The following is a 26,798-nucleotide window of genomic DNA, read 5'->3' on the forward strand; positions in this document are numbered from 1 at the left end:
CCCTTCCCGTACTCCCGCTCGGCTCGACCGAACAGCAATCCGAAGGACGTGCGTCATGGCTTTACTGGAGATGGTGAACCCACACGCCGAACGGCACCGCGGTGCGCACGCGGGCTGGCTGCGGGCAGCGATTCTGGGCGCCAACGACGGACTGGTGTCGACTGCGAGCCTCATGGTCGGCGTCGCGGCCAGCGGTGCGGGAGCGGGCGCGGTCCTCACCGCGGGGCTGGCCGGACTCGCGGCCGGATCGATGGCGATGGCCGCGGGCGAATACGTTTCAGTCAGTTCACAAGTCGACGTCGAACGCGGCGACCGTGCCAAGGAAGAACACGAACTGGCCACCGACTCCGACGCCGAACTCGAAGAGCTGGAAGGCATCTACCGCGACCGCGGCCTACCCGCGGAACTGGCCGCGCAGGTTGCCGCCGCGCTGCACGACAACGATCCGCTCGCCGCCCACTTACGAGACGAGCTCGGGCACAACGAAATCACCGCCGCCCGCCCAGCGCAAGCGGCGATGGCCTCGGCCGCAAGCTTTTTCATCGGTGGACTGCTACCGCTGCTGGGTCTGATCGCACCGACCAGTGCCACCCGGCTGGGACTCATCGTGATCGTCACCGTGCTGGGACTTGCCGTCGCCGGCGTTCTCGGAGCGCGGGTCGCCGGAACGAGCACGCTGCGCCCGGCACTGCGAGTCGTCATCGGTGGCAGCCTCGCCATGGCGGTCACAGCGCTGGTAGGTCAACTCGTCCACGTCGCGGGTATCTGACCCGGCCGGTCGGTCTGCACGGCGACGTGTTTCGGGACGCCCTGAGGATTTCAGTCCGACGGCACGTATTCCAGCAGGACCGGCCGATCGCCGGGGCCGTGCGGGAGAGGGAAATAGGTGTGGTGGGTGAGTGGGTCCAGTGCCAGGGTGTGGGCTCCGTCGGCGAGCATCATCGAGCCGAGCACGGTGGTGCGCCCCTCGTGGTGGTCGAAAACGCTCACCCAGCCGCTTTCGGCGGCCAGGTAGATCCGATGCAGTTCCGCGTCGTAGACGAGTACATCGGGCGTTTCGCCGACGGCCTGATGACCGGTGACGGTTCCCGCCTTCAGGTCGACGCTGACCATCGTGGCGTTATGTTCGCAGCCGACGAACATCACCTGCGCCACGTTATCGAGCGCCTGCCCGTGCGGGCCCTCGCACTCCGGAGTGGGGATCCGGCGGGTGACTGTCAGGCTGACCGGGTCGATCACCGCGAGTTCGTCGCGCCCTTGCACGGCCACAATCATCGTCGCGGTCGCCAGATCGTAGACGACGTTGCCGACCTCGCCCCCGAGATCGACGGTGCCCCGAACGGTTCCAGTGTCGGCGTCGACGACTGTTTCGGTTCCCCCTCGTTCGTTGGTGGTCCACACCGTGTCGTGAACAGGGTCGTACGCCAGGCCGTCGGGATAGGTGCCAGTCGACGCGGCGAACAACCGCGCGCCTGTGTCCTCGTCGAAGGCCACGACCTGGTTTTGCCCGGTCGCCGTAGCGTAGACGCGGTGTCGATCGGGCACCACGATCACGCCGTGCACATCCGGCAGATCGCCGATCGTGCGGAGCACCGCACCAGCGTGCAGATCGACCTCCACGAGCTGGCCGGCGCCCATGTGAGCGAGGAACATCAGGCCACGGGATGGATCGATGCTGGCGTAGTCGAACCGAACCGGCCCACCGCTCAACTCGATCTCACCCACTGCACTGATCGGTAGTCCGCCCGCGTCGGGCGTGTGCGTGGTTGGCGAGCATCCCGCGCTCAGCGTGGTCGCGACCACCGCCAGAGCGGAACCCAGCCACCGCATACGCACACTCGTCACTCCAGGAATGTAACGACGGTTTCGTTGGACGATTTGTGGAGGGCGAGGCACTGGCATGTCCGATCAGCGACGTATACGCACTCAGCGCACGGCGGGATCGACCCGATAGATCGGATAGTTCGCGGCGACGCGCTCGTACTCGGCGGGAGAAGCGTCGAGGCTGATCGGAACGTGTGGGCGTGCGCCTGGTGCGCCCCGCAGGAACTGCCGCAAGATGGGACCGCTCAACGCAGGATCGGCATCGACCAGGCGCACGCTTTCTCGCCGTCCGTGTCGCAGGATCGCCTGGCCATCGGCCGCGTTCAAATTGCGAACCCAGTTGGCATCGCGACCCAGCATCGACACGACGTAACTGTGGCCCTCGAACTCGGTCAACGCGACGGGAAACCAGATCAGCCGCCCGCTGCGGCGGCCGTGAATGCCGAGTGCGGCGACACGGTGTGGAAGGATCCCCCTCGCGAACAGCTCCGCGGTCGCGCGATTTTGAACGCGCGCCCACAGATTCGGGCGGCCACCGCGATAGAGCCAACGCAGATACTCGTCGTAGCACTGCATAGTCATTCTCCTGACTCGGACAGTCGCACATATTGTCGGCGGCGCCGCGCCCGCACCCCAAGGGCCCAAAGGCTCCAGACGAAGGGGCCCTCTCGAACTCGAGCGCTGCACGAGACGTATCAGCGCGTCCGAGCGGTAGTACTCGACGGGCGACGATGGCACTAACGTGCCTTCGTCGCCGAAATGTGTTCAGAAACGGTACCGAATGCCGTTCAGTGGCAGCCGTTGTAAGCACTTCCAGCCCATAAGTGGGCCGGCGTTGTGTTCCGGGCAAGGTCGCAGCTGCGAGTTCTGCTTGCAGGTGGCGTAGTCCGTGGTGCGTTGATGTGCGGGTTCTGATGTCGGCGGCGATCGCGTGCAGCATCATCTGCGTGCCCGTCGTGCCCAGTTTCACCCAGCTGGTCTGGATGCTGGAAGTGCGGCCGTCCAACATTATGCGGGTGCATCGCGCTCATCGCGGCATGTACGTGGGTTCGGCGATTTCACGTGGGGGTCCAAAGCTGGGCTAGGCGTTGGCAAATGGCTCGCGTCGAGGCGGCGTCGAGGCCGTGGGCGAGAAGGCCTTCGATGGTGAACACGCCGATCTTGATTTCGGCTTCTATGTCGGTGCCGCTCAGACCGGCCTGCTCGAGTGTGGTGCGGAACAATGTTTCGGTCATCAGGTGAAACCCGTTGTGCCACGCGTCAACGGCTGGTGACCGCGTCGCTCGGGAGTGCACGGTGCTCACGAGCGTTCGCATCTGCTGAAGCGTATCGACGATCCACAACAGCTGCTCGGCTATCGGCGCAGTCGACACCTGCTCGTAGTCGGCGAGCGCGTCGGCGACGACGGCGTTCAGGACGGCAACCAGGACGTCATCCTTGTCGGTGAAATACCAGTAGATCGTGTTCCCCGCCACCCCCGCCGCCTTCGCAAGGGCGGCCATCGACGTCGACTCGTAACCATCCTCGATGAAGAGTCGGCGGGCTTCGCTGAGGAGTTCCGCGCGCTTCTCCGCACGGTCTTGTTGAGGCTTGTTCGCCGGCATGAGTTCACCCTACCCGACCTCTTGATTAATGATCAAGAAGAACGTACGGTAATCCCATCGAGTTCTTGATCGACATTCAAGAACGCAATGAAGGGATCTGGAAGATGAGCGGCTACACCCGCCAAGACGTCACGTTCGACTCGCACGGCACAGCTTGCGCGGCGTGGCTGTACCGCCCGACCGGCGCGCAGAACCCGCCGATCATCGCCATGGCGCACGGTTTCGCGGCGATCCGGGCACTTCGCCTGGACGCGTATGCCGCCCGGTTCGCTGACGCCGGCTACGCCGTGCTCGTATTCGACTATCGAGGATGGGGCGACAGCGCGGGTGAGCCTCGGCGCGTACTCGACATCGGCGCTCAGCATCTCGACTGGCGCGCCGGTGTTGCCTACGCCCGCAGCATCGAGAACGTCGACACGAGCCGGGTAGTGCTGTGGGGTTCGTCGTTCGGCGGCGGTCACGCATTGCACCTGGCCGCAGAGGACCACGACGTCGCCGCCGTCATTGCGCAGGTGCCGCACATCAGCGGCCTGGCGTCGACGTTCACCCAGTCACCGGGTCTGGTCGCGCGGTTGATCGCGGCGGGGGTGCGGGACCAGATCGGTGCGATCGCCGGACTCCAGCCCTATCGGGTCGCCGCGGTCGGCTACCCGGGCGACGTCGCCATGATGACCTCGCCCGACGCGGCGCCGATGGCCGAACGCCTGGCCGGGGACCGTCGCGAGGAACTGCTCGCGGAGAACGACGTGGCTGCCCGGATCGCGCTGCGTGTGCCGTTCTACTCACCCGGCCGCAGCGCCCGCAAGATCACCGCGCCCACGTTGGTCCAGATCGCCATGCGCGACAGCGTCACCCCGTTCGACGTCGCTCTGAAGGCTGCCCGGCAGATCCCCAAGGGCGAGGTCCTCACCTACGACTGCGCGCACTTCGAGCCCTACCTCGAGCCGTACTTCGACAGCGTCGTCGCCGGGCAGCTCGACTTCCTCGCGGTTCACGTTCCGATCACCCAGCCCTGACGCCCAACGCAGACGAGATGGCCAAAGGGATACGACGAGGCTCGGGAGCTGTCGACGAAACCGGGCCCGGCCAGTCTTCACGGGTCCAGCGCGACCTCGCTAACCCTACTACGATGCTGCGGCCGAACGATTGGCCCCCTATCTTGTCAGCGGTCGAACGGAAGTTCTTGCGCGTAGCCATAATTGCCGTGAAGCAGGATGCAGTCCTTTACGGCCGCGCTGGCCATCATCGCGGCAGAAGGCCGAGGCGCTGACGATCGGCGTGCCCTGGTCCGACGACCGATTCGTTGCCGTGCGCGAGGACGACACTCCGATTCGTCCCAAATGGTGGTTCGACGAATTCCATCGGCTGTGCAGGCGGGCCGGGCTACGTCGAATTCAGCTGAAGGGTCTGCGCAAAACCTCGGTTACAGCGAGGCTCAGCCCGACGATCTACGCGCGGCGGGTGCGACGCTGTTCGAGTGACTCGTCAGGCAGCAAAGTGCGCCTTCGGACCCGATGCGTTCCCACTACGAAGCCCAACAAGCACCTCGAACCGATCCACCGAGCCACTAGGACCAGCGGCCCCTGCATCGAGGACAAGCACGTCGCCGTCATCAGCGAAAACGACCGCCATCCTGTGAATCGAGTTCAACGGCGCGAGAACCTGTGGATCGCACGCTGCCAACCTCGTTGCAAGGAAGGGCTGACAATTTCACGACATGCCGAGGAGCGCAACTATTGCATTGGTGATTCCTCGTCGAGCTAGGTCGAGATCGGTGTAGGTGCCGAGTTGCTTCTCCGACGCAATTCCTCGCATCGCACCCGGGATGAATGCGGCGACCTCCGCGAGGCGTTCGGGATCCACGTCCAGCCCTGCGAACGCGCGGCGACAGGTGTCGAGCCACGCATCTCGCCACGACGCGAATTCCGCTGCAGTGAGCGGATACAGCCGCTCGAACTCGTCCCGATCGCGTGGCATTGCGGCTCGTAGCGTTTCGATGGCACGCGAATCGGTTCCGGCGAGTCCGTCGTACATATTGTCGATGATCGCTGTCACCCGCTCACGCAACGAGGCGGTGCTGGGCACATTCGCGGGAAGGTCTCCGCGACGCTCGGCGGTGTGGCGTAGCACTGCGGCCCACAATCCGTCGATGTCGCCGAACTGGTATTTGACTGTCCCCCACGTGGCGCCAATCTCCTTGGCTATGCGATTTCCCGAGACCGCACCCGGGTCCCCGGACGCGAGCGATCGAATGGCGGCGTCGAGCATGCTCTCGCGAGTGGCCAAGCCACGCTTGTTGGCGCGTCTGCCTACCACCATCTCCACGTCGGTCATTTCGCCAATGTTAGTGGCACCCGTGACGTGCACCGATACTTGCTCCACCCGTTTCATAGAACCCTCTTTCCTTTAATCATAGAACCCACTACGATTCGGAAGCAGGCGAATGGCAGCGGGAGGCGCGATGGCGAAGACACCGTTACCGATGAAGCCGACTGGATGGTTTCAGGTGGCATGGTCTGCCGAGATCCTCGTGGGCGATGTCCGGCGCATGAAGTATTTCGACACGGAGATGATCGCCTGGCGATCGGCGTCGGGGCAGGTCACCGTTATGGACGCCTACTGCGAGCACCTGGGTGCACATCTGGGCTACGGCGGCACCGTTAATGGCGAGACCCTGCAATGCCCGTTTCACGGTTGGCAATGGAATACCGAGGGACGCAACGTGTGCATTCCCTACGAGAAGCACCCGAACAAGGCCCGCCGGATTCGAACCTACCCGGTAGCCGAGCACAGCGAATCGGTCTTCATCTGGTACGACGCCGACCGGCGTGAGCCATATTTCGACGTGACCAACGTCCTGACCGGGTTCGACGACGGCCGCAGCGCAGCGGACTACTACCCCGCCTATGGTCACAGCACCCTGTTCGAGACAGCCCTCGAGATTCATCCGCAATACGTGATGGAAAACGGTGTGGACTTCGCGCACTTCAAATACGTGCACAAAACGCCGTTGGTCCCCGAGTTCACCCGTCACGACTTCGAAGCGCCAGTGTCCTACGTCGACTTCACGATTGCGTTCGAAGACGTTCCGGCCGGCGAGGTCAACAGCGGAGTGCAAGCGATCAACAGCGGAATCGGTGTGGCTGCCACCAAGAGTTGGGGAATGATCGACAACCGGACGCTGACCGCGGTCACCCCGATCGATGACTCGACCTCTGATATTCGATTCACGGTCTGGATCGGACGCAAGCCCCATGACGACAGCGATCAACCGACCAGACGGGCACTCGAATACGCCGAGGCCGTCATCGAGCAGTTTCAGAACGACATCCACATCTGGAAGCACCAGAGGTACTCCGATCCGCCGGCGCTATCGCCCTCGGAGTTCAAGGGCTTCACTGCCATTCGGGAATGGGCCACCCAGTTCTATCCCGCCGACTTCGATTGCAGAAAGGCCACCACCCGATGAAAACGATTGAGCACCCACCGATCCGCGTTTTTCAGGTCGCCACCGGCAATGTCGGATCAGAGATGATCAAGCGGATCAGTACCCATCGCGACCTCGAACTCATCGGATTGCATTGCTACACAGCGGAAAAGATCGGCAAGGACGCTGGCGAGATCGCGGGCCTCGCGCCTAACGGCGTCATCGCGACCGGGTCTGTCGAGGAGATCATCGCCGCCAAGCCCGACGTGCTGACCTTCCACGGCGTGTTCCCCGACGAGGACCTTTACGTGAAGGTCCTCGAGGCCGGGATCGATGTCGTCACGACGGCAGACTGGATCACCGGTTGGCATCGCGACACCAACCACCCGCACAGCTCGGGCAAGCCGGTGACGCAGCTCCTGCGGGAAGCGTGCGAGAAGGGCGGCTCGACCTTCTACGGCACCGGCATGAATCCAGGCGTGAATCAGATCCTCGGGGTGGTGTGCTCCGCCGACGTCGCCGAGATCGAAAACATCGTCACCCTCGAGTCCGTCGACGTGTCGTGTCATCACTCGAGGGACACCTGGATCGAAGTCGGCTATGGATCGCCGGTCGACGATCCAACCATCCCAGGCAAGTTGGAGAAGTACAACCGCGTTTTTGCCGACAGCGTGCTGATGATGGCGGACTGCTTCGGCCTGGAACTCGACTCGGTCGAGTTCTGTTACGAACTCGGCGCCTGCACCAAAGATGTCGACCTGGGCTGGTACCAGTTGCCGAAGGGGTCCCTTGGCAGCAACTATCTCAAGTACCAGGGCATGGTCGACGGCGTCGCGAAGGTCGAAACTCATCTGGAATGGCAGATGACCCCACACACTGAACCAAACTGGAACATCAAAGGCTGCTACATCACTCAGATCAAGGGCGACCCGTGCATTTACAACAAGCACATGATCTTGCCAAAGCCCGGAGTCGACCTGTCCAATCCGGACAACTTCGCCTCGATAGGCATGACCGTCACCGGGCTGCCAGCGCTCAACGCTATCGCCTCGGTGGTCGCGGCCCCACCGGGACTACTCACTAGTGCCGACCTCCCGCTGCGCGGATTCGCCGGCCGATTCAAGAAATAGACCGTCTCAACGGTTCCCGAGGTACTCGATACAACGAACGCTCGGATCAGAACCTGTCACTCACGAAGGGACCGAACGAGGTTGCTGTGGTGCGGCGACCTAACTCGCGTTTTGCCGATTCGATCAGGCGCGACTGCGCGACGCTGAGATTGATCTCACGTCTTCTGCGACACCAGCCAACTCAGTCGTCGCAAGAATGTGCAATTGCGTTGCAACCATGTCGATTTCGCGAATAAGGTCGTCGACCTCGGTCCGGAGCATATAGAACGTCCGCAGGTCTTCGTCGTCGAGCTCTTCGGTGTCTCGAATACGCGGCGACAAAACTGTATTTAGATAGCCCTCTTCGCGGAGAAACAGCGAAATCCGTTCATACAGACGAGCGACGAGATCCAATCCCGTATCGCGGAACCCATTCTCATGATCACGCACTTGCGTCGTGAGGTGGGTGAGGTTGAGGTTCCACACACTCACGAACAGCGCGATCGCAGCCACGACCGCGGTCCACGAGTTCCGGGTCGTCTGTACTTGACATCTCTGAACTGCACAAACTTTGTCGGGCTGACAGGATTTGAACCTGCCTGGTAGCACTCTCCTTCAACTGCTCTGACCTGGGAAATTATCCTCTGTACCAGGGAATATGGGGCGAGCTGAAGTGGTCAGAAAGTAGCGCGAGCGGGCGTTGAATGACTCTCATTCTGCACGTATTCTGCACGTATCCTGGAACGTGGAGGAGGGAACATCGTTGGCAGGAAAAGCTCGGGCATCGGGGTCCAAACGATCATTCGGCGGTCTACGACAGCTGCCGTCAGGTCGGTGGCAGGCGCAGTACACGGCGCCCGACGGGCTGCCGTTCAAAGCACCTCGCACGTTCCAAGCGAAGGACGACGCGGTCGCCTGGCTCGCGGCCGAACGTCGCCGTATCGAGCTCGGAACGTGGACGCGCCAGCTCCAAACCGATGTGCCAAGAAGGACATTGACTTTGGCTACGTACGCAGACCGCTGGTGGAGCCAGACCGAGAGCCGCCACAAACCGCGTACCCGAACGTTGAACCGCGGGTATCTCGACCGCGTCATTCTGCCCGAGTTAGGAACCACTCCCCTGACGGCGCTCACCGTCAGCTGTATTCGCGAATGGTTCGCCGGCCTGGACGCCTTCCCAACCCGAAATGCCAATGCCTACTCGCTGTTACGAACAATCCTCAATCAAGCAGTGGACGACGAACTGATCGCGGCAAACCCGTGTCGGATCCGCGGCGGCTCGGTCAAACATCGCAAGGTCGAGCCCGTGGTGCTGTCGCCTGCCGAAATGCGCGAACTCATGTCGCGACTCCCCGATCAATGGCGCGCACTGATTCTGCTCGCTGCGATGTCGGGCCTTCGATGGGGCGAGGTCGCTGCGTTGCGCCGCTCGGACCTAGATCTGTCCCCAAACGGAATGTTGGTCACCGTCGCCCGAGGGCTGACGAAGGATCGCGGAACATGGGTGGTCGGCCGCCCGAAGTCACGGACCGCGCTGCGGACAGTCCCTTTGCCCGAAGCGCTACGGCCGTTGCTCGTCGAACAGATCGAGCGCTGGGCCGAGCCAGGCCGCGCGGGCCTGTTGTTCCCCTCGAAGCACGGCGGCTTCCTCGATGCGACTGCCCCACGACGAGCCTTGACTCGCGCACTTGCCGCGATGCAGTACCCGCATATGCGACTTCACGACCTAAGACACTCGGCAGCAACGATTTTCGCCCAAGCTGGCTCGACATTGAGTGATCACATGGCGCTGATGGGGCACTCGTCATCGGCGATGTCCGCGAGGTACGTCGGCACATCCGCAGCTCGGAATCGTGTTCTGATCGAAGGTATTTGGACGGATTGACCGCGTTCGCACCTGACGACGGAGGTGTGGCAGGGTGGGACCGCTTTGACGGAACCTGGTCCAATCCCAGTATCGCGTACCACAGTTAGACCAGGTCAGGCCCCCTTTCGAGGGGGCCTTTCTTGTCGCCGTCGTCTTATCGTGGTCTTAGCAAAGTTAGAAACAACGATCAACCTGTTGTTACGCGCGCGGATCGACGGCACCATCGCAGCAGCTGAGGTGTCACAAGCCATTGGACCCTATTCTGCGGGAAGTGCGGACTAGCCCTTGGCAGATCGCGGTTAGCCGACTGCGCACAGACGTCTGGCGATCTGATCAGTTTCTCGCTAGCGCGGGACGCAAGTGGTCACTGTCCCCAATTGCACCTTGCGGTGACGCGATCCCGGCTGGCTTCGATGCAGCTGGTCACCCGTCTGCGATTGTTCCAAATTCGGTCCGCTGCAAATTTCATCGAGTCGTAGGCCACTGCCCCGGGGTCGAACGTCAGAACATGGTGGTGCTTCGCCAAGTCAGGAGGCTGTCGGACGCTTCCTTGCCGGTACATCCGAGATATGGTCGGGACAATAATCACCGTCGGGTCGGATCGCCCAGCCACGACCCGACGCCATCGCCCGGGCATCGGCAACATCACCCTTGGCCACTTTCACCGAGACGTCACTGGAGCAACCCGCGTGATTGCACTTCACCCGTACTTCGCTGGCTCCGATCACAATCGTCATCGCCGTCACGCCCCCCACCCTTTGCTGATCCCCGTCCGACACCAACGCTAGACGCAGATCGGCTGAACACGCGACTCGAGCGTGCTGTCCTCAAGGGTGTTCGGTAGGGCGCGAATGTGTTGATCCCACCAACTTTAACTGGACGACGCCGCGCAACGATCTCACATGGAGCGCCCCGCAGCCCTCCGCAACGATTGCGCAGATTACGCGACAGATCGGGGCGGCCGCCGCAGCAGGCGGCGTTGTTTTCACAGGGTAAGAGCGTCGTCGTGATCGTGTCGCGTGTGATCCCTCAGTTCCGGGAATCGGCGATACCTCGGGGCTGGGCGGGCCAATTCTTCGCTCTCTGCACGTATGTCGTCGTTGAGGATGCGGGCGCGACGTTCTGCCGCCTCTTTCTTCAATCGACGCACATTCGATGCGGCATGTTCGGCCTTCTCGATCCCGATGGTGATGTCGGAAATGCGCTCTGAGATCAACGCAATGAAGACGATCGCCAGGAAGGCGTCCGATTCACTCGGTGTCGCATTTGCAACCACGGTTGACAACCGACCTAGTACCAGACCTGCAGCGACATCGGATCGAACCCAAACCATGATCCGTGAACGCGAGGTACACACTCGAATGCCGAACGAGGGCAGGCAGGTCCGCCCAATGCTTTGACGAGACCATAGTGGTCGAAAATCGATGCCGCTCCGGCGGTCACGACCGCGAGAGGGACATCTGACTCGCTAGACCGAGGTAGCGAAGGGCGACCTCGGATATCCGCCTCCCAGTTTCGGCGCTATCCGACGTGGGCAGCACAACATGGCTGATCGTCAGCCGGATCAAGGCGTCGACACCATCGATGACGTCATCGCTGTCGAGCTGAGGGAAATGTTTTCCGATCCAACCCACTAGCCGTGCGGACGCGAGCTCGAGCATCGACGCCGACGTGGTCAGCAGCGGCAGCACGCCAGTCTCTTCGGGGCGGCTGTCGGCACCAGGAGACGTAAGCACCGACTTCAACAGCGGACTGGACGAGGCCTCGTTGAGCGTGTAGCGGACGGCAGCCGGGATCGCTTCTTCGAGAGCGTCGCGGTGGTCATCGAGCGTCGCTCCAATCCCCACCAAGAATCTCTCGGCCTCCTCCAACACGAGCGCGTCTCCGAGTCCTTGTTTGTCACCGAACTCCTTGTACAAGGTCGGACGCGACACTCCGATAAGTGCGGCGACCTCGCTGACTCGGACCCGATCCCAACCCTTTTCCAGGGTCAGCGCGTGCGCGGCACGGATTGCCTCCTTGCGCAAATGACGCCGAAACGACAACCGAACAGATTCATCGACCACGCACCAAACTGTATCAGTTGGCACTTTTGTTCATAAATTTACAGTAACCGACCCTTGGTCCAACCGTAAACGCAGGCGGGCCGACCTCGACACGCGGGTCGCGTTCGCGCTTTTTTCGTCGAAATCGCAGTTTTTGAACTTTTGTTGACACCGCAAGGGTTTTTGTATCCAATAGTCAGCGTGACTAACGAAATCGGGAGTTGCGCAGTCAACGGAGCCGTTGGCACAGAAGTGAGGTACGTAATGCACGACGCCCAGGACACCAGACCAACGTCATCTAATCCATACATGTCGGATTGGCTAAGTTCGATGCAGACCACTGCACATGATTCGGCTCTGCTTCCGCCCCATCACGGGGATTGCCTCGGGTGCGGTCCCGCGAATCAACATGGGCACCACCTGCGCGCACGTCGACATGGGGACGGTGTAGTCGCAGCTCATGTCTTCGACGGACGCCATGTCGGCGCGCCGGGAATCGCTCACGGCGGCGCAGTGGCGACAGTCTTAGACGACTTGTTCGGCTTCGCGCTGTATGTGGTCGGTGAACTGGCAGTCACACGCAAACTGGAAGTCGAGTACCTCGCCCCGGTATTACTCCAGACCGAGTACACCTTGCACGCCGAGATGCTGTCGCGAAACGGGCGCAAGCTACGACTCCGGGCGAGAGTGGAGGACCAAAACGGGCAAGTTGTTGCCACCGCCGACGCGCTTTTCATTGTGGTCGGTCCCGCGCACTTCACCAGTCGGGCCCCAGTCATTCAGGCCCGACGGTGACCGCACCCCCACGCGAGTTGCTGCTCGCTGCCCTGCTCACCGCTCATGGCCAGGCTGGCCCCTACGACGCCTTCCGCCGGCTCCGCGAAGCGCATCCGGCGATGTTGACCCAGTCCGGCGTATTGGTATTGAGCCGTTACGACGACTGCGCCGCCGCACTGCGGGACCGCAGGCTCGGGAAGGTCGACGAGTCTCTCGGGTTCGGGCTGACCGACATCCCAGAAGAATTACAACGCCAAGCCATGCACCGCTTCCGGCGCACGATGCTGTTTCGCAATCCACCCGACCATCAGCGCCTACGACGACTCGTTGCCGACGTATTCACTCCCCACCACGTCGAGGACCTCCGAGCCCGAATAGTCCTGCAAATCGATCGCCTACTCGACGGCATCGCCGATCAGCCGGTCGCAGATATCATCACCGAATTGGCATTGCCGTTGCCCGTCAACGTAATCGGCGACCTCCTCGGAGTCCCTGCCGAGGCTCGCTCCGCCGCCGCTCCTTTAGTACGCGCACTGATCGCCTCGCTCGAACCCAGCGCAAACACTGCTGACCTCACCCGAGCGTGCGAGGCCGAAGACCAACTCGCCCACTACTTCTCCGAACTTATGGCAGAAAAACGGGCTGATCCGTCTGACGACCTGCTCAGCCGGCTCGCCGCAGCCCGCGGCGACGACACTCTCGACGACGATGAATGCGTGGGCACCGCCATCTTGTTGTTCGCGGCAGGATTCGAAACCACGACAAACCTGATCGGCAACGGCGTCGCCGCGCTGCTTTCTCACCCCGATCAGATGGCGCTTCTACGCGAACGTCCGGATTTGGCCGCAACCGCAGTCGATGAACTGCTGCGCTACGACGCGCCTGTGCAAACCAATGGGCGGACCGTTCTCGAAGCAACTCGACTTGCCGGTATAGACCTGCGACCGGGCCAGGTCGTGCTCACCCTTCTCGGCGCCGCCAATCGAGACCCCGACCGGTTCCCCAATCCAGACGTGCTCGACATCACTCGAACCGGAACCGTCCCACTGTCCTTCGGCGCTGGCATCCACTTCTGCCTCGGTGCACCGCTGGCTCGACTTGAAGGAACCGAATTGTTCCCACGCCTCGTCTCACGCTTTCCGCGGCTCACGCTGGCGAGTGAACCAATTTGGCGAACCGGAATGTCGTTTCGCGGATTGTCGAGCCTGAAAGTAGTCACCCGATGACCCGAGTCCTGATCGACTACCCACATAAGAAAGCCGGCCATTGCGGTTCGGGCGCGCTGCGCGACCTAATGGAATGGGCCAAGCTCGGTTGGGGCGCACCACCCAGCGAGGGCCTTGTGTTCACTCTCGGCGGGGCACTCGATTTCGCCTATATCCGGGACGTCACCTTGCAACCCCCGATCTACCTCGTCGGACGCGGAGCCGATATGGAACTTGACCTGCTGCACCGACTTGGCGCCCATACGGATTTACGCCAGACTGACGACGCCGACCTCGGATGGAAATGGGTCACCACCGAAATCGACTCCGGACGGCCAGTCATGGTTTGGGCCGATATCGCCGAACTTCCCTACCTGCGCGTACGGCTCACGATGAGCCGCCACGACATCGTAGTCATCGGCTACGACGCCTCTGCGCGAATCGCCTACGTCATCGACAACGACCGCGACGCCGTCCAAACGGTTCCTTACGACGCGTTGGCACGAGCCCGCTCCTCTACCGGCTTCCCTATACCCACGCGCCACACCACCTACGTCGTCGACTGGCCAACATTCCCACCCGACCTCCTCACTACCGCGGCCGACGCCCTGCAGCGATCCGCCTACACGCTCCGCAACGGCGGACCCGGCATATTCGCCGCCGCATCACCGCACGTGGTTGCCGGAACAGGACTCGCCGGTGTCCGCGCCTTTTCCAACGATCTGCGCCACTGGTCTGACAGCTTCGACACACCGACACTTCATGGCGCACTCGGCGCACTCGCTGCCTTCATTGAAAAAGCAGGCACCGGCGGCGGACTCTTCCGCTACCTCCTCTGCCAGGGATGCACTGACCTCAAGAACCACTCCCCCGACCCGGCCCTCCAGGCCGCCGCCGTCGCGGCGGGCCGAGCCGCACAAGCCTGGACGGCCGTCGCAGTAGCCGCTACTACCAGTGACCGCACCGCACAACAACGCGCCACTCATGCGGCCCAACTCGCCGCACTTCTGCCAGACCTCGAGGAGACCCTCGCCAACGCCCTCGCCGACGCCGCGCAGTCACTGGATGCCCGGGCGGATTGACAGCGCACCGAGTTTGAACTGGGGAATTCGATGATCGCAATCGAGACCCTCGCTCGCCCGCTCGCTCTGAGCCCTTCCGGTCAATGGCAAGCGATTCGACCTGACGGGCTGTTCGATTGCCCCCTTGAACGCCGCCACGAAGGCACGAGGCCGTATCGAGGCGCGCGCCCGCGATCATCCAAGCCGAATTTCGGTTCGCGCGGGATCTGCAGTCCATCTGGGACCAGTGCTGGGCAACAGCGTATTTCTGGCGGCCCCATCCGTGGCCCCCAACGGCCAGGCTCGGCCATATCGGGTAGTTCGGTCCACCAGTTATAGCCCTGCCGGTACTGTTACTTCGGCTGGCCTGGATCTCAGTCGTGTCGTGCAAACACGGGAACCACGAGCACCGAATGTTGTTTATAAAGCGCCTATTTCAGATCCATTTGGGCCTCAGACCGGGGTTGGAGTAATGCCGTTACGGACTGTCCAGCCTGCTGCGAAACGCCTTGAACCTTGAAACTATGCATGACACAGAGTATCGTCCACTTGTCGCCTGAAAGTACTTGATCGTTTGCGGGCGAGAAGGCGCTGCGATGCAGCAAACAGTACGGACCGTGATGCCCCGAAGGAGGGTGGGAACCCCAGCGATCGCGCAACACCCGCCCTTCACGCGGATGTCAGGGATCCGCGGGGCCGCACTCAGCGGGGTCTGGTGAAGGTACCCCTCACAGGAGGACAGCATGACCGCAAATCACGCACCCGCACGGACGGCTCCGATCGACCGCGTCAAGACGCGGCGGATCAAGTTCGACTTCGGTGAGCCCACGCCGATGGTGCGCCACTTCGCGAACAACGACCTGGTGTTCAGCCATCTCATCGCCACGCTGTCGATGTCGTTCCCCGTTGGTGAAGAGTTGTTCATCCGGTCAGTGCGCCGGTACAGCGACCAGATCACCGATCCCGTTCTGCGGCAGCAGATCCGTGGCTTCATCGGTCAAGAAATGTCGCACGGGCAAGAACACCGCCGGCTGAACGACAAGCTAGTGGAAATCGGTTACAGCACCAGAATGGTGGACACCATCCTCAAAGGGGTACAGCGATTGGAAGAATGGTTGCCCCAACGTGCGCCCCTGGCGATGACCGCTGCAGCAGAGCACTTCACGGCAGTCCTCGCGGAGCGCATCCTGTCGGAGCAAGAGGTGCAGGACATGGCACACGACCGGGAGGTCAAGAACCTGCTCATGTGGCATGCGCTCGAGGAAGTCGAACATAAGGCCGTTGCTTTCGACGTTTACAAAGCCGTCGGCGGCCCCGAATGGTCGCGGATCGTGACGATGTTGGTGATGTTCGGCGCTGCGTTCCCGCTCATTGCTGCGGCAACCTTGGTTTCGGTGGTCCAGGATCCGGAGGGGCGCAACCCGATCCGGGTGGCCCGCGGAGTGGTGGCGACGCTACGGGGACCGCTCTTCAAGGGGATGACGCCCGTTCTCTTGCGATATGTGAGACCGGGATTCCATCCGAGCGACATCGATACCGAGCCGCTCCTCGAGCGTTGGCGTGCCGAATTATTTGGCACCGATGGCGTTCTCGTGGACCATCTCAAATAGTTTCAATATGTCTCGTCACGTGTGATTCGACCGGCGCGCGCCCTCGTCGGCAATTGCCAGCGCCGCAAACAAACACAGCGCCTCGTTCACGTCGCGCAACGCAGAAGCGTGCGACGAGATCGAGGCGGATCGTGGTGGTCCGGTCGGCAAAAATGCCGACTACGTCACTACGGCGGCAACTTTTGTTGTTTGCTGTTGTCGAACCAAGATCTTCTTGGGGACTGCGGTGAACGCGAGCAGGTCCGCGCGCGTCGGCCAGGTGGGCGGCGACTCCTCAGCAGTTTGTCGGCGTGGGCGTCGATCATCCGATCACATTGCGCATCAACCTATTCCGGTCGTGCCGCACTGGGTTATCAGCTCGTGCTGGGCGCACCGGCCGCGGCGCAACCTAACCGGGTTGACCGTCGATGAGACCATGCGACGCCTGGCGAACCATGGGCGATCAGGTCGCCGAACGTAGCCAGCCGGCGCCGTCCTCGCTGCTCTAGCCAGGGAGAAACGACCCGGCGCGCAGCTTCTCCGACCGCGACCTCGAGTGACCCTCAATTCGTTTGGGGACCAATTCGACTGCGTCCCGAGATCCCTAGACTTTCGACGGCCACCAGTTACCACGGCCAATCAGCGAGGCGAGGGCTGGAACGGTAACTGTTCGCACGATGAATGTATCCAGCAGGAGCCCGGTTCCTATCACGAAGCCGATTTGAATCATGCCCTGAAACTGGCCTGCCATGAGTCCGAACATGCTCGCCGCGAAAATGATTCCGGCAGAGGTGATGACGCTGCCAGTGGACGCGACGGTTCTAATGACGCCGACGCGAATACCTCGGGACGACTCGTCCCGCAGCCGGGAAATGAGCAGCATGTTGTAGTCCGCCCCGACCGCTACCAACACGATGAAGGCCATCGGTGCCAACATCCAAGACAGCTCCTGGCCCAACAAGAGCTGAAAGACGATGACACCCAGACCCAGTGCCGAAACATAGGACAACACAACCGAAATCAGCAGATACAGCGGTGCGAGGACCGCCCGCAGAAGCAGAATCAGAACCAACGCGACGATGATCAACGTGGTGATCATGATATGTAAGAAGTCGTCGTTCAGGTATTTCTTGACGTCCTCGGTCAGCGAGGTGGCACCTGCAACCTCGACGGTACTGTTCTCCAAACTGGTATTGGGCACCGCAGCTTGTGCCGTCTGCCGAATCTTTCCGGTCAGCTCGATTGCCTCGTCGCCGAATGCCCCGAACTCCGTCGAAATCAGATACCGAGCCACGTGCCCGTCCGCACCGACGAACACAGATGCCGCGGTTTGAAAGTCGATACTGTTGACGACGATCGCTGGAATGTAGAACCCCGCCATGTTTTGCGAGGATGCATTATTTTTCAGCTCCAGCAGATAGTCGGCCGCCTGCTGGAGACCAGACTGCAGCTGATCCTTGGCTGGGCCAAGCTCTGCGAACCGGCCACCGAAGGCCTGCGCATCGACTGCCATTGTGCCGATGGTTCCCTGTGCCGTACTCACCAGTCCCCCAGGATCGTTGGGGTCTCCACCGAGGGCAACGATCGCAGACTTAACCGAGGCGAGGGCGTCTCGAGCCTCTCCTAGGGTTTCGGAAATCGACGACCCGCCAGTCAGCGTTGTCACCGCGTCGCGCAGTCGCGTAACGCGGGCACCGAGCGAATCGTTGCCGACACCCACGAACAGTTGCAGCTGAGAGCGCAGTTGTACACAGCGAGGATCGACGTCGCAGAACGAGCTGGTGTTCAGCACATTTATCAACGGCTCGGCAGACTGTGCAAGATCGGCAAGTTGCATTGCGGCATTAGCGAATTCATCGATCGCACCATTCATTGCCTCAAGCTGACCAGACGCGCCCTGCACCTCGGCCAACCTGGCGTCCAGCCCGTCGAAACCCCCTGCTCGGTCGAGTAAGTCGCTCGCGTCTACCGCTGCGGCGAACATGGGCTCCGACATTTCGCGCAAATCCGTGATGGCTGCAACCATCTGGTCGACTTTGTCCAGCATTGGGGTAAATTCTGCTGCGCGCGAATCGATCTCGCTGGCGGCATCGGCCAGGCCGGACCCGACGCGACCGGCCTGATATGAGACCGAGCTTTCCGTCAGCGGCTTGCCGTCGGGCCTCGTGATTCCGCGAACAGCTGTGACTCCCTGCAGTTGCGCCACTCGCGCAGCCATTTGTTCGAGATCCGCGAGGCCTTCGGGCGTCCGCATATTGGACTCGCTGGCGATCACCAGATACTGCGGTAGTACAAAGTCTTTGGGAAAGTGCGCATCGAGCATCGCGTAACCCTCGTTGCTCTGCAGATCGTCAGGTAGACCACTGCGGTCGTCGTAACTAACGTCTATGAAGGTTGCACACACAGCCAGCCCCAGCAGAAGCACCAGACTCATCGCAAGGACACGCACCGGCCGTCGAACCACGGTAACGCCGACCTTCTTCCAGGCGCGAGCCGTGCGGTCGCGCTTAGGCAGGGCTTTTCCTTTACCCGCCGCTACCGATAGCACCGCCGGCAGCAGCGTGACTGACGCCAGAAACGCAAGGGTGATACCTATTGCGCACGCGGGACCGGCGGTAGCGAAGAACCCCATCTGTGTGAAAGCCAACGACGCGCACGCGAGTGCCACGGTGGCCGCTGATGCCGCAATGACCTTTCCGATTACGCCCGCAGCTTCGCCTATCGCGCGATCGTATGCGAGCCCACCGCGGACGAACTCGTGGTATCGGCTGATGAGGAAAACGGCGTAATCGGTACCTGCGCCGGCCAGAACTGCCGTCATGAACGCGACCGTAAAAGCCGACACGCCGAACCCTGCCAGGCCCAACGCGGCCGCGACTCCCCTCGCTGCCACGAGCGTTATTCCGATCATCATCAGCGGAAGCAGGGCGGTCACGAGCGACTGATAGATCAGCAGCAGAATCAGCGTGATAAGGACTCCGGTCACCACCGTGATCAACGCCATGCTGGATTCACCGATGACTACCATGTCGGTACCTGTCGAGGGCGGCCCCGTCACCCGGGTCTCTAGGTTCGAGTCTTGGGTTGTCTCCGCGACTATATCGCGGACCCTAAGGTCTGAAGCGTTGCCGTCAGGCGTACCGATGTCGCCCTGAATGCCGACCGGCAGATACCACAATTGGTTGTCGTGGCTGGTGAAGAGCGCTTTCCCCTGCGGCTCGTCAAGGAAATCCTGCACTCTGAGGACGTGTTCGGTGTCCGCCTTCAGCGCTGCAATCAGATTTCTCAGGACGTGCTCGTCGCCTTGATCCAGGCCGGACTTGTCTTCCAAAACCACGATTACCGTCGTGCGGGAACCCTCTTCGTCGAATGCCTTCGCCATCTTGTCCAGAACGGCGAATGTGGGCGAGTCAGGAGGGAAAGCAGGAGCCGACTGTTCGCGCACGACACTCTCCACCTGGGGAAAAGCGATGTTCAACGCCGCCGCCAAGACGATCCAGAAGCCGATCACCCACCACCGCGCGCGCACAACGAAGTGCCCCAGCCGATCGAAACTCATGCCTCTGTTGGCCTTCATTGACCCCTACCTGACTACTCAAATTGTCGGCCCCACGCACAAGCGCGGAACGCGCCCAGTTCACCTCGGATTTCCTTCCCGTAGGGAAAGGACCGATCATCGATTCCAGATTCGATACTGAAAGTATCGTATCCTAAAGTTGTCGTTGTCGGGAATAAGGTGGCGTCGCCGCCAAGCTCGCTACCGGCATCGAACTTCGTTTTCATTCATCGTGCCGGCCGGGCGCCTTCAATAGCCCGTGCGCCGTCTCCCGACTCTGGCGATGCGAGACTTCCTCGACCTCACCCGTCCAATGATTGCGACTGGGTTTCTCGCATCGAGCCGATCGGCCCGAAATGGGTCGTATGGGGCTAAATCACAACGTAGGCAGCAATATTCGAAAGAATGAGTCCGGTCCCCGTACGGCGGTGCTGGTTGCGAGCGATCTTGCGATGCCTCCTGTGGTGAGGGCTCCTGTTACCTACCCAAGATCACACTTCCCGCGTCGTCGCTACCGGGTGTTCTCGCCAATTCTTCGTGTCGCGACTGCGGGTCGTGGATCGAAACCTGTCTGTGCAGCCATGGAGCGGTCCTTGAGTGCAGCCGCAGGACTCAAAGTAACGAGTCACTTTTCGATCGGTGCTGGATCTCGGGGTAGGTGTAGCTGACGCTCGGCGATGATGTTCAGTTGTATCTCAGTCGTGCCGCCGTAGATTGTGGTTGCCCGACTCGCGAGAAGGTAGCTCGCCCACTTCCCGGCGGCCTGCGATTCGTTCGCGGATGCGCCCTCGTACCCGAATTCGGCGTGCACTACCTCGGCGGCGTGCTGGCCGAAGCGCATGTTCAGCAGCTTCGCCACACTCGACGATGCGCCGGGATCGGTACCGTCGAGTTGCAGCATCGTGGACCGCAAGTTGAGTAGACGAACTGTATAGCCCTCGGCAACGAGGCGTCCGATGCGATCTTGAGCAATGGCGTCGAGTTCGGTCTGCTGCGCGTAGCGGACAACGTCGCTGCAACTCGCGTAGAGCGGAAGATCTTTGTTAGACAGTGACACTCGCTCGTTCGAAAGCGTATTGCGGGTCACCTCCCACCCCTTGTTCACCTCGCCGACAACATCTTCGTCGGAGACAAAAACGTCCTCGAGGAACACTTCGTTGAACAACGCAGAGCCCGTCAGCTCGCGCAGCGGTTTCACCGTGACGCCAGCCGCTTTCATATCGATCAGAAAATAGGTGATCCCTTCGTGCTTGGGAGCCGCGGGATCGGTTCGCGCCAGACAGAAGCCCCGATCAGCGAACTGGGCCAACGAATTCCACACCTTGGTACCGGTGAGCCGCCAGCCGCCGACCACCTTGGTGGCTCTGGTCGTCAACGACGCAAGATCCGATCCCGCGCCCGGCTCACTGAACAACTGACACCAGAACACCTCACCGCGCAGGGTCTGCGGCAGGTAGCGCTGCTGCTGTTCCGATGTGCCGTACGCGATCAGTGAGGGCACCATCCAGTTCGCCAACGCAATCTCGGGCCGCACAATCCCGGCTGTCGTGAGCTCCTGCTGAATGATCACCTGGTCGACGGCGTCGGCATTACGACCCCACGGGATGGGCAGGTGCGGCAGAACCCAACCGCCGTTGACGATCCGGTCGATCCGCTCGTCCGCCGGCGCAGCGGCCAGTTCTGCTACAGCGGAGCGGATCTCGCCTCGACGGCGCTCGGCATCGTCCGACAGCGTCACCTCGATCAGTGGCAAACCTGACTCGATCACGCGCTCTGTGACTGTGCGAGTCCAGACAGTGCTCCGCCCGATAGCGGCGGAGATTCCAATAGCACGCCGGTAATAGATATGGGCGTCGTGCTCCCAAGTAAACCCGATACCGCCGAGCACCTGGATCGTGTCCTGGGCCGCCGTGAGGGCGGCAGGTGGTGCGAGCACAGCTGCGATTGCGGCGGAAAGGTCAACGTGGCTCGATGTCGCATCGTCGAGCGCGCGGGCGGCGTCCCAGACGGCCGCCGCCGCTCGCTCCGCGCCGACCAGCATGGCTGCGCACTTGTGCTTCACAGCTTGGAACTGGCCAATGGGCCGTCCGAACTGGTGGCGCACCCTCGCATACTCCGACGCGATGTGTGTGCACGCGGATGCGACCCCGACCGCCTCTGCCGAATAGAGAACGGCAGCGATACTACCTACCCTGGCGCCGTCGAGGACACCGAGCACCCTGTCTGCCGGAACAACCTGCGCGGCTATTTCTATGTCTGCGATGGGACGCAACAGATCAACGCTCGCCGAGTCACGAATCGTCAGATCGGCGGCATCCAGTGCAATCCACGTCGGTCGCGTTTCGCCTGCCCAGACCGAAACCGGCAGCACCACAACGTCTGCGGCCGAAGCGCCGACCACCGAACTGGCGGTGCCTTCGACGTGTAGCAAGCCGTTTTCGATCCGCCCGACCACGTTGGAACGCACCGACGCCGCGCCGCGTCGTGACCAATCCGAGAGGGACGGCAACAGCGCGTTCTTCGCGTCCGTGTTGCTGCTCAGCTCGACGATGGCGGCGGCCAGCACCGTCGGTATGAACGGACCAGGTGCGGCGGATCGCCCCAATTCTTCGATGACCACCACCAATTCGGAGTATCCGAATCCCTGACCACCGAACTGTTCGGGAAGGTGAAGCCCGAATAGCCCGATGTCGGCAGCCGCACGCCAGTAGGCGGGTTCAACCTCCACCTTCGCATCGAGGACTTCGTGTAGGTCCGCGGACGTAACGGTCCGCTTCGTTAGCGATCGCACCGACTCGGCGAGTGCGACGTGATCCGAACTGATGGCTATCGACACCGTACTGATCCTTGCCTGTGAGCTACCGGCAGAAGTCTGTCTGCGCCTGACGAAATCATCTGAAGTGAGGTCATTGATTCAGCGTGTGGACCTCGCCCATTTCGAGGTCATTTCCCGGGCAGGGCACCGTCCATGCCGCCAACGTCGGTGATCAGCCAATCTGAGTTCGTGTCGATCGTGATGTTGTAGGTGACAGTGGTCTGTGCACCCGCGGGAGTCTGCGCGCTCGTGGACGTTACATTGAGGAAGACGTTCACCTTGTAGACTCCGTCGGCCTCCGACTCGACCACGGCGTCGATGGGGGCCGCGGTCGAAGTCCACTTGAGCGGAACAAGGATTTCCTGCAGCTGCGGTGCCGTCGCGTCGAACTTGTTGCCCAGCTGTGGGGACGTGTTGGCCTTCAGTTTCCCAAGCCACGCATCGACGTCCTGGAAATTGATGTTCGATGCTCCGACCGCGTAGTCCGTGGCCACCTGTTCCGCCCGCTGATCGGCGACTGCCTTCGTGTTTATATCGCTCAGATCCCTTTGGGCCGAGAGCCATAGCCAGTCGAGTATCGACACGGCGGCAACCAACACGATGATGACCGCACCATAGACCATGGTTGACGTTCGGATCGAGATGGTTGCCCGCTCTCGGTCGTCGATAGTCGTCGCTACTTTTCGAGCCGAATCGTCGGGTTTCGCGTCGTCGTCGTCGATCGGCTTCTCTGGCCTTTTTGCTAATAGGGGTATCATCGGCGTTCCGTTCTTGTTGCGGTGGAGATCATTTGATATTGATTTGCAGATGAAGCGCGCCGTCGTCACCGGTAGCGTTCAGTGCTTGTGAAATTAGTGCGCTGATATCGATCTGCGGGATCGACGCTTCTGATGCGGCGGCAAGCGGTTGAATTATTGGCACGAGTTTCTGCAATTCCGGACCGACCTCGGTCAGGTAGGCGGACACATTGTTCAAGAACGGCACCAGCCCATTGCCTTGCACATAGTCGTCGGGAATTTTTCCGATCCTCGCTAGTTTCCCGATCGCCTCAGCGATGAGGTCTGCCTGGGTTCCGGAATTGCCCCATTCTGGGCCGGCCGCGGCCATCGAGGGTCCGGCCCATTCCATGTCCGCACCGATCGCCTGTAGATCGGTCATCGTGCTGCGAATTTGTGGGCTTCTGCTCAGGATTGTGGCGGCCAACAGCTGGGTCGACTCGGCAAGCTGCGGGATTACCGATTCGGTTCCGGCCAAACCTTGATCGAGTGTGTTCACGATGTTGCTGAGCGCCTGAGGATCAAGTTGGTTCAGCAGATTCGTCACTGTTCGGGCGACCTCAGGGATCGATAGCGGCATCTGAATTGTTTTGGTGTCGATTCGTTGGCCGCTTTCAAGATACGGTCCGCTGTTCCGCGTGGGGGTGAATTGGACATATGGTTCGCCAAGCGCGGAAAGGTTCTCTATTATCACCGTGCTCGCCGTGGGAATTCGAAATTTGTCATCGACCCGGAACTTCACTTCGACTCCCTCTGCGACGTTGTCGACAGAGGTAATTTCGCCTACTTTGACACCTCTGAGTAGTACTGGCGACCGCGCTGCGAGGCTTCCTGAGTTCGTGAGCAGCATCGTCGCGCTCGTGTACTCCTTGAACCAATCCACACGCACGACACCGAATGTCAAGTAACCGACCCCGAACACCAACACACCCGCGATCGCGGTGAGTGACACCAGTGAGCTCAACTTCATCGGACCGCCCCGATCATCCTGAGAGTGTCGATTATTCGATCGACCTGGCCGTCTTTGGACAGTCCGGCACCGGCAGGTGAGCCCTCGATGTCAGCGCCGACGATATTCACCTTCGGCCCGTGATCGGCAAAGGGAATGACCTTTTCGCGAATCAACTCAACCAACTTGTTCAGGTTCGACGGCGCCTTCAGATCCAAGGGTCGAGCAGTGAATGCAAGGGGCATAAATGCCCTGGCTGCGGCATTGCCCGCCGCGGCTAGTGGTGAAACCCACGCCAGAGAACGTGTGATTGCGGCGAATCCGTCGTAGAGACCGAGTAGCCCGATGAGCGACGTCATCGCGTTTGTCGCCTGCGTGACGCCCGCTTCAGTAAGCAGTTCAGCTAGTATGTCCGAATCTTCCATAACGACGCCGGTGGTGGCCTGCATTCCGTCAAGGAACGCGTCTGCTTGGTCAAGATGCGCTGATACGTCTTCAACGTTTGCGCCGACAACTTGGAATATCCTGGCCGTTTCCTTCGGATCCGCAGGCAGGACAGAGTTCATCCGGTTGATAATGTCCTGCATCTCGTGGATTGCGCCGCCTTGTACGAAGGTTGCAATGCCGGCCATCGTGTCTTCAACCTGCAATGCGGGTTTCGTTTGCTGCCGAGTGATCGTTCCGCCATTGGGAATTGGGTTGTCGTAGCCGTTCGACGGCGTAATCAGCGCGATATAGATATCGCCGAGGACTGTAGCCTGGCGGAGCTCGGCGGTGGTTGTGCGCGGGAGCTTGACCGATTTCGCGATGTCGACATCAGCAACGACATACCCTTCGTGCGCTTCGGTCGGGTTCACGAGCGTCACAGCGCGTAAAGTGCCGACCTGGATACCGTTGGACGCCACTTTGGCGCGCGCCGGCAGATTCAGCGCATTTTCGAACTCGATTCGGACGCGGTACGTCTCGCCGGAAACCGTAGTTCCGGGCAAAGGCACCGAGGATGGGTCGAACGCGCAACTGTTCAATGCCAAGGCTGCTGCGACCAGTGGAACGACCACTCTCACAAGTCTCCGCGCAAAGCGAACTCGTGACGCCGCGGTCATCGTGCACCGGCTATTGCGAGTACCAACGGGACCAGCTGTACGTCCGCGAGCCCGTTCGCCGCTGACGCGCACCGACCGGGAGCGACCATGTTCACCGCTGCGCATACCTGGTCCGCGTTCGTCTGTGCAATCGCGACGATCGGTGACGCATATGTCAAGGCGGGCTTGCCGCTTCGAGGGTCGGTCGAACGCTGGAAGGCCCCCGCTACCGGCGGAATCATCCGGATGATTTCCTGGATCGTGCCGACGTTGGCGCCGATGAAATGAAGCAGTGGGACTGACGCGTCGAGGACCTGCAGGATCGGGCCACCGAACTTGGTTGTGATGTCGTTGAGCCACGGGATGATGGCGCGAAGGTCATCGACGACGGGCCCCACCGGCGCCAGTATCTCGGAGTTCACCTGCTGGAGGACTACGGCAAATCGAGTAAGCATGCCCCTGATGTCGTCCCAGCCGGTGGAAACGCTGGCCGACAGAGAACTGAGCGCGTCGACCAGCGCCCCGATGTGCCCGATCGCGGCATTGGGTGAGTCCAGTGCACCACCAAGCTTCTGAATCAGCTCGTTGATCCGCGGACCCGTGCCAGCGGTTGCTTTGTCGAATGCGTTGATCCCATCGACGATCCGAGCCTTTTCTGCGGGATCATCGGACCCGTTGAGCTCATCGGCAAGTTCGCCGAGCGCGTTCAAAGTTCGGGTCATGCTTTTCGGCGTCAGTGTATGTGTGATGCACATGTTCGGGTCCCAGTCCGCACTCGCGTGGCCATCACCGAGGACAGCCAGGTTGCGGTTGGCCACAATTGTGTCCGACACCGTCGTCGCTGACAATTTGCCGCGCAACGGATGGTCTGCATCGACCTCGAAGTCGACGCGCACTGCCTCGCCTTGAGGTTCGATATCGGTCACGGTGCCGACGGCCACGCCGAGCATAGTGACCTGGTTGCCGGTATAGAGACCGACGGCGTCGGGCATGAGGGCGCAGTAACTCTGCGTTTTTTTGGCAGGTTCGAACACGATGAAGTAGGCGATGACCACCATTGCGCCGGTCACGATCACTCCTAGGATCGACATGAACCCACGAGAAGCAAGCAG

23 protein-coding genes are annotated in these 26,798 nt (G+C 61.3%); 9 read left to right on the forward strand and 14 right to left on the reverse strand.

The window, feature by feature from the left end; all coding sequences use genetic code 11:
* Window positions 1-55: 55 nt before the first annotated feature.
* Window positions 56-769: a VIT1/CCC1 transporter family protein gene (locus FGL95_RS21270; RefSeq protein WP_206072137.1), complete on the forward strand. Its 714-nt coding sequence runs from the start codon at window positions 56-58 to the stop codon at window positions 767-769.
* 50 nt (window positions 770-819) lie between these two features.
* Here FGL95_RS21270 and FGL95_RS21275 read toward each other — a convergent pair whose 3' ends face one another.
* From FGL95_RS21275 to FGL95_RS21285, 3 genes are all read right to left on the reverse strand, one after another.
* Window positions 820-1,845: a YncE family protein gene (locus tag FGL95_RS21275; RefSeq protein ID WP_338079954.1), complete on the reverse strand. Its 1,026-nt coding sequence runs from the start codon at window positions 1,843-1,845 to the stop codon at window positions 820-822.
* Between the two features lie 81 nt (window positions 1,846-1,926).
* Window positions 1,927-2,400: a nitroreductase family deazaflavin-dependent oxidoreductase gene (locus FGL95_RS21280; protein WP_169590471.1), complete on the reverse strand. Its 474-nt coding sequence runs from the start codon at window positions 2,398-2,400 to the stop codon at window positions 1,927-1,929.
* A 482-nt stretch (window positions 2,401-2,882) separates the two neighbouring features.
* Entirely contained in the window at window positions 2,883-3,428 is a 546-nt protein-coding gene (locus tag FGL95_RS21285) for a TetR/AcrR family transcriptional regulator (protein ID WP_169590473.1), read from the reverse strand.
* 104 nt (window positions 3,429-3,532) lie between these two features.
* On the opposite strand from FGL95_RS21285, the gene FGL95_RS21290 reads away from it, so the two are divergent.
* Window positions 3,533-4,444 (forward strand): alpha/beta hydrolase, encoded by a 912-nt coding sequence (locus tag FGL95_RS21290; RefSeq protein ID WP_169590475.1) that lies wholly within the window; start codon window positions 3,533-3,535, stop codon window positions 4,442-4,444.
* A 694-nt stretch (window positions 4,445-5,138) separates the two neighbouring features.
* On the opposite strand, the gene FGL95_RS21295 is transcribed toward FGL95_RS21290, so the two are convergent.
* Window positions 5,139-5,762 carry a TetR/AcrR family transcriptional regulator gene (locus FGL95_RS21295; protein ID WP_169590476.1) on the reverse strand — a complete coding sequence of 208 codons (624 nt, stop codon included), beginning with the start codon at window positions 5,760-5,762 and terminating at the stop codon, window positions 5,139-5,141.
* Between the two features lie 127 nt (window positions 5,763-5,889).
* Here FGL95_RS21295 and FGL95_RS21300 point away from each other — a divergent pair, with 127 nt between their 5' ends.
* Both FGL95_RS21300 and FGL95_RS21305 read left to right on the forward strand, forming a co-directional pair.
* Window positions 5,890-6,897, forward strand: coding sequence for an aromatic ring-hydroxylating dioxygenase subunit alpha (locus FGL95_RS21300; protein ID WP_169590478.1), 1,008 nt, complete (start codon window positions 5,890-5,892; stop codon window positions 6,895-6,897).
* The gene (locus FGL95_RS21305; RefSeq protein WP_169590480.1) at window positions 6,894-7,985 is read left to right on the forward strand and encodes an NAD(P)H-dependent amine dehydrogenase family protein; all 1,092 of its coding nucleotides are present in this window, start codon (window positions 6,894-6,896) and stop codon (window positions 7,983-7,985) included. The genes FGL95_RS21300 and FGL95_RS21305 overlap by 4 nt, the downstream gene beginning before the upstream one ends.
* Before the next feature lie 123 nt (window positions 7,986-8,108).
* Here the strand turns inward: FGL95_RS21305 and FGL95_RS21310 are convergent, their stop codons facing one another.
* Window positions 8,109-8,477 (reverse strand): hypothetical protein, encoded by a 369-nt coding sequence (locus FGL95_RS21310; RefSeq protein ID WP_169590481.1) that lies wholly within the window; start codon window positions 8,475-8,477, stop codon window positions 8,109-8,111.
* A 250-nt stretch (window positions 8,478-8,727) separates the two neighbouring features.
* Here FGL95_RS21310 and FGL95_RS21315 point away from each other — a divergent pair, with 250 nt between their 5' ends.
* A complete protein-coding gene (locus tag FGL95_RS21315; RefSeq protein ID WP_169590483.1) occupies window positions 8,728-9,849 on the forward strand; it encodes a site-specific integrase in 1,122 nt (373 codons plus the stop codon).
* 967 nt (window positions 9,850-10,816) lie between these two features.
* Here FGL95_RS21315 and FGL95_RS21320 read toward each other — a convergent pair.
* The 3 genes from FGL95_RS21320 to FGL95_RS33175 form a co-directional block, all read right to left on the reverse strand.
* Window positions 10,817-11,107 (reverse strand): hypothetical protein, encoded by a 291-nt coding sequence (locus tag FGL95_RS21320; protein ID WP_169590484.1) that lies wholly within the window; start codon window positions 11,105-11,107, stop codon window positions 10,817-10,819.
* Window positions 11,108-11,270: 163 nt separating this feature from the next.
* On the reverse strand, window positions 11,271-11,897 hold the full coding sequence (locus FGL95_RS21325; protein WP_338079955.1) for a TetR/AcrR family transcriptional regulator: 627 nt from the start codon (window positions 11,895-11,897) through the stop codon (window positions 11,271-11,273).
* Between the two features lie 300 nt (window positions 11,898-12,197).
* Window positions 12,198-12,380: a hypothetical protein gene (locus tag FGL95_RS33175; protein ID WP_420838067.1), complete on the reverse strand. Its 183-nt coding sequence runs from the start codon at window positions 12,378-12,380 to the stop codon at window positions 12,198-12,200.
* A gap of 9 nt (window positions 12,381-12,389) precedes the next feature.
* Between FGL95_RS33175 and FGL95_RS33180 the strand changes: the two genes are divergently transcribed.
* From FGL95_RS33180 to FGL95_RS21345, 4 genes are all read left to right on the forward strand, one after another.
* A complete protein-coding gene (locus FGL95_RS33180; protein WP_420838068.1) occupies window positions 12,390-12,671 on the forward strand; it encodes a PaaI family thioesterase in 282 nt (93 codons plus the stop codon).
* Window positions 12,668-13,879, forward strand: a complete 1,212-nt coding sequence (locus FGL95_RS21335) for a cytochrome P450 (RefSeq protein WP_338079956.1) — start codon at window positions 12,668-12,670, stop codon at window positions 13,877-13,879. Before FGL95_RS33180 ends, FGL95_RS21335 begins: the two co-directional genes overlap by 4 nt.
* Window positions 13,876-14,940 carry a BtrH N-terminal domain-containing protein gene (locus FGL95_RS21340; RefSeq protein ID WP_169590488.1) on the forward strand — a complete coding sequence of 355 codons (1,065 nt, stop codon included), beginning with the start codon at window positions 13,876-13,878 and terminating at the stop codon, window positions 14,938-14,940. Before FGL95_RS21335 ends, FGL95_RS21340 begins: the two co-directional genes overlap by 4 nt.
* 722 nt (window positions 14,941-15,662) lie before the next feature.
* Window positions 15,663-16,529 (forward strand): metal-dependent hydrolase, encoded by an 867-nt coding sequence (locus tag FGL95_RS21345; RefSeq protein ID WP_169590490.1) that lies wholly within the window; start codon window positions 15,663-15,665, stop codon window positions 16,527-16,529.
* Window positions 16,530-17,112: 583 nt separating this feature from the next.
* Here the strand turns inward: FGL95_RS21345 and FGL95_RS21350 are convergent.
* The 6 genes from FGL95_RS21350 to FGL95_RS21375 form a co-directional block, all read right to left on the reverse strand.
* Window positions 17,113-20,085: an MMPL/RND family transporter gene (locus tag FGL95_RS21350; protein ID WP_169590492.1), complete on the reverse strand. Its 2,973-nt coding sequence runs from the start codon at window positions 20,083-20,085 to the stop codon at window positions 17,113-17,115.
* A gap of 604 nt (window positions 20,086-20,689) precedes the next feature.
* Window positions 20,690-22,900, reverse strand: a complete 2,211-nt coding sequence (locus FGL95_RS21355) for an acyl-CoA dehydrogenase family protein (RefSeq protein ID WP_169590493.1) — start codon at window positions 22,898-22,900, stop codon at window positions 20,690-20,692.
* Between the two features lie 107 nt (window positions 22,901-23,007).
* Window positions 23,008-23,637: a hypothetical protein gene (locus FGL95_RS21360; RefSeq protein WP_240963179.1), complete on the reverse strand. Its 630-nt coding sequence runs from the start codon at window positions 23,635-23,637 to the stop codon at window positions 23,008-23,010.
* A gap of 28 nt (window positions 23,638-23,665) precedes the next feature.
* Window positions 23,666-24,607, reverse strand: coding sequence for an MlaD family protein (locus FGL95_RS21365; protein WP_338079957.1), 942 nt, complete (start codon window positions 24,605-24,607; stop codon window positions 23,666-23,668).
* 14 nt (window positions 24,608-24,621) lie between these two features.
* Window positions 24,622-25,662 carry an MlaD family protein gene (locus tag FGL95_RS21370; RefSeq protein WP_338079958.1) on the reverse strand — a complete coding sequence of 347 codons (1,041 nt, stop codon included), beginning with the start codon at window positions 25,660-25,662 and terminating at the stop codon, window positions 24,622-24,624.
* A 41-nt stretch (window positions 25,663-25,703) separates the two neighbouring features.
* A complete protein-coding gene (locus FGL95_RS21375; RefSeq protein ID WP_240963180.1) occupies window positions 25,704-26,777 on the reverse strand; it encodes an MlaD family protein in 1,074 nt (357 codons plus the stop codon).
* Window positions 26,778-26,798: the final 21 nt, after the last annotated feature.

The sequence above is a fragment of the Antrihabitans stalactiti genome, assembly GCF_012932915.1.
GTDB lineage: Bacteria > Actinomycetota > Actinomycetes > Mycobacteriales > Mycobacteriaceae > Antrihabitans > Antrihabitans stalactiti.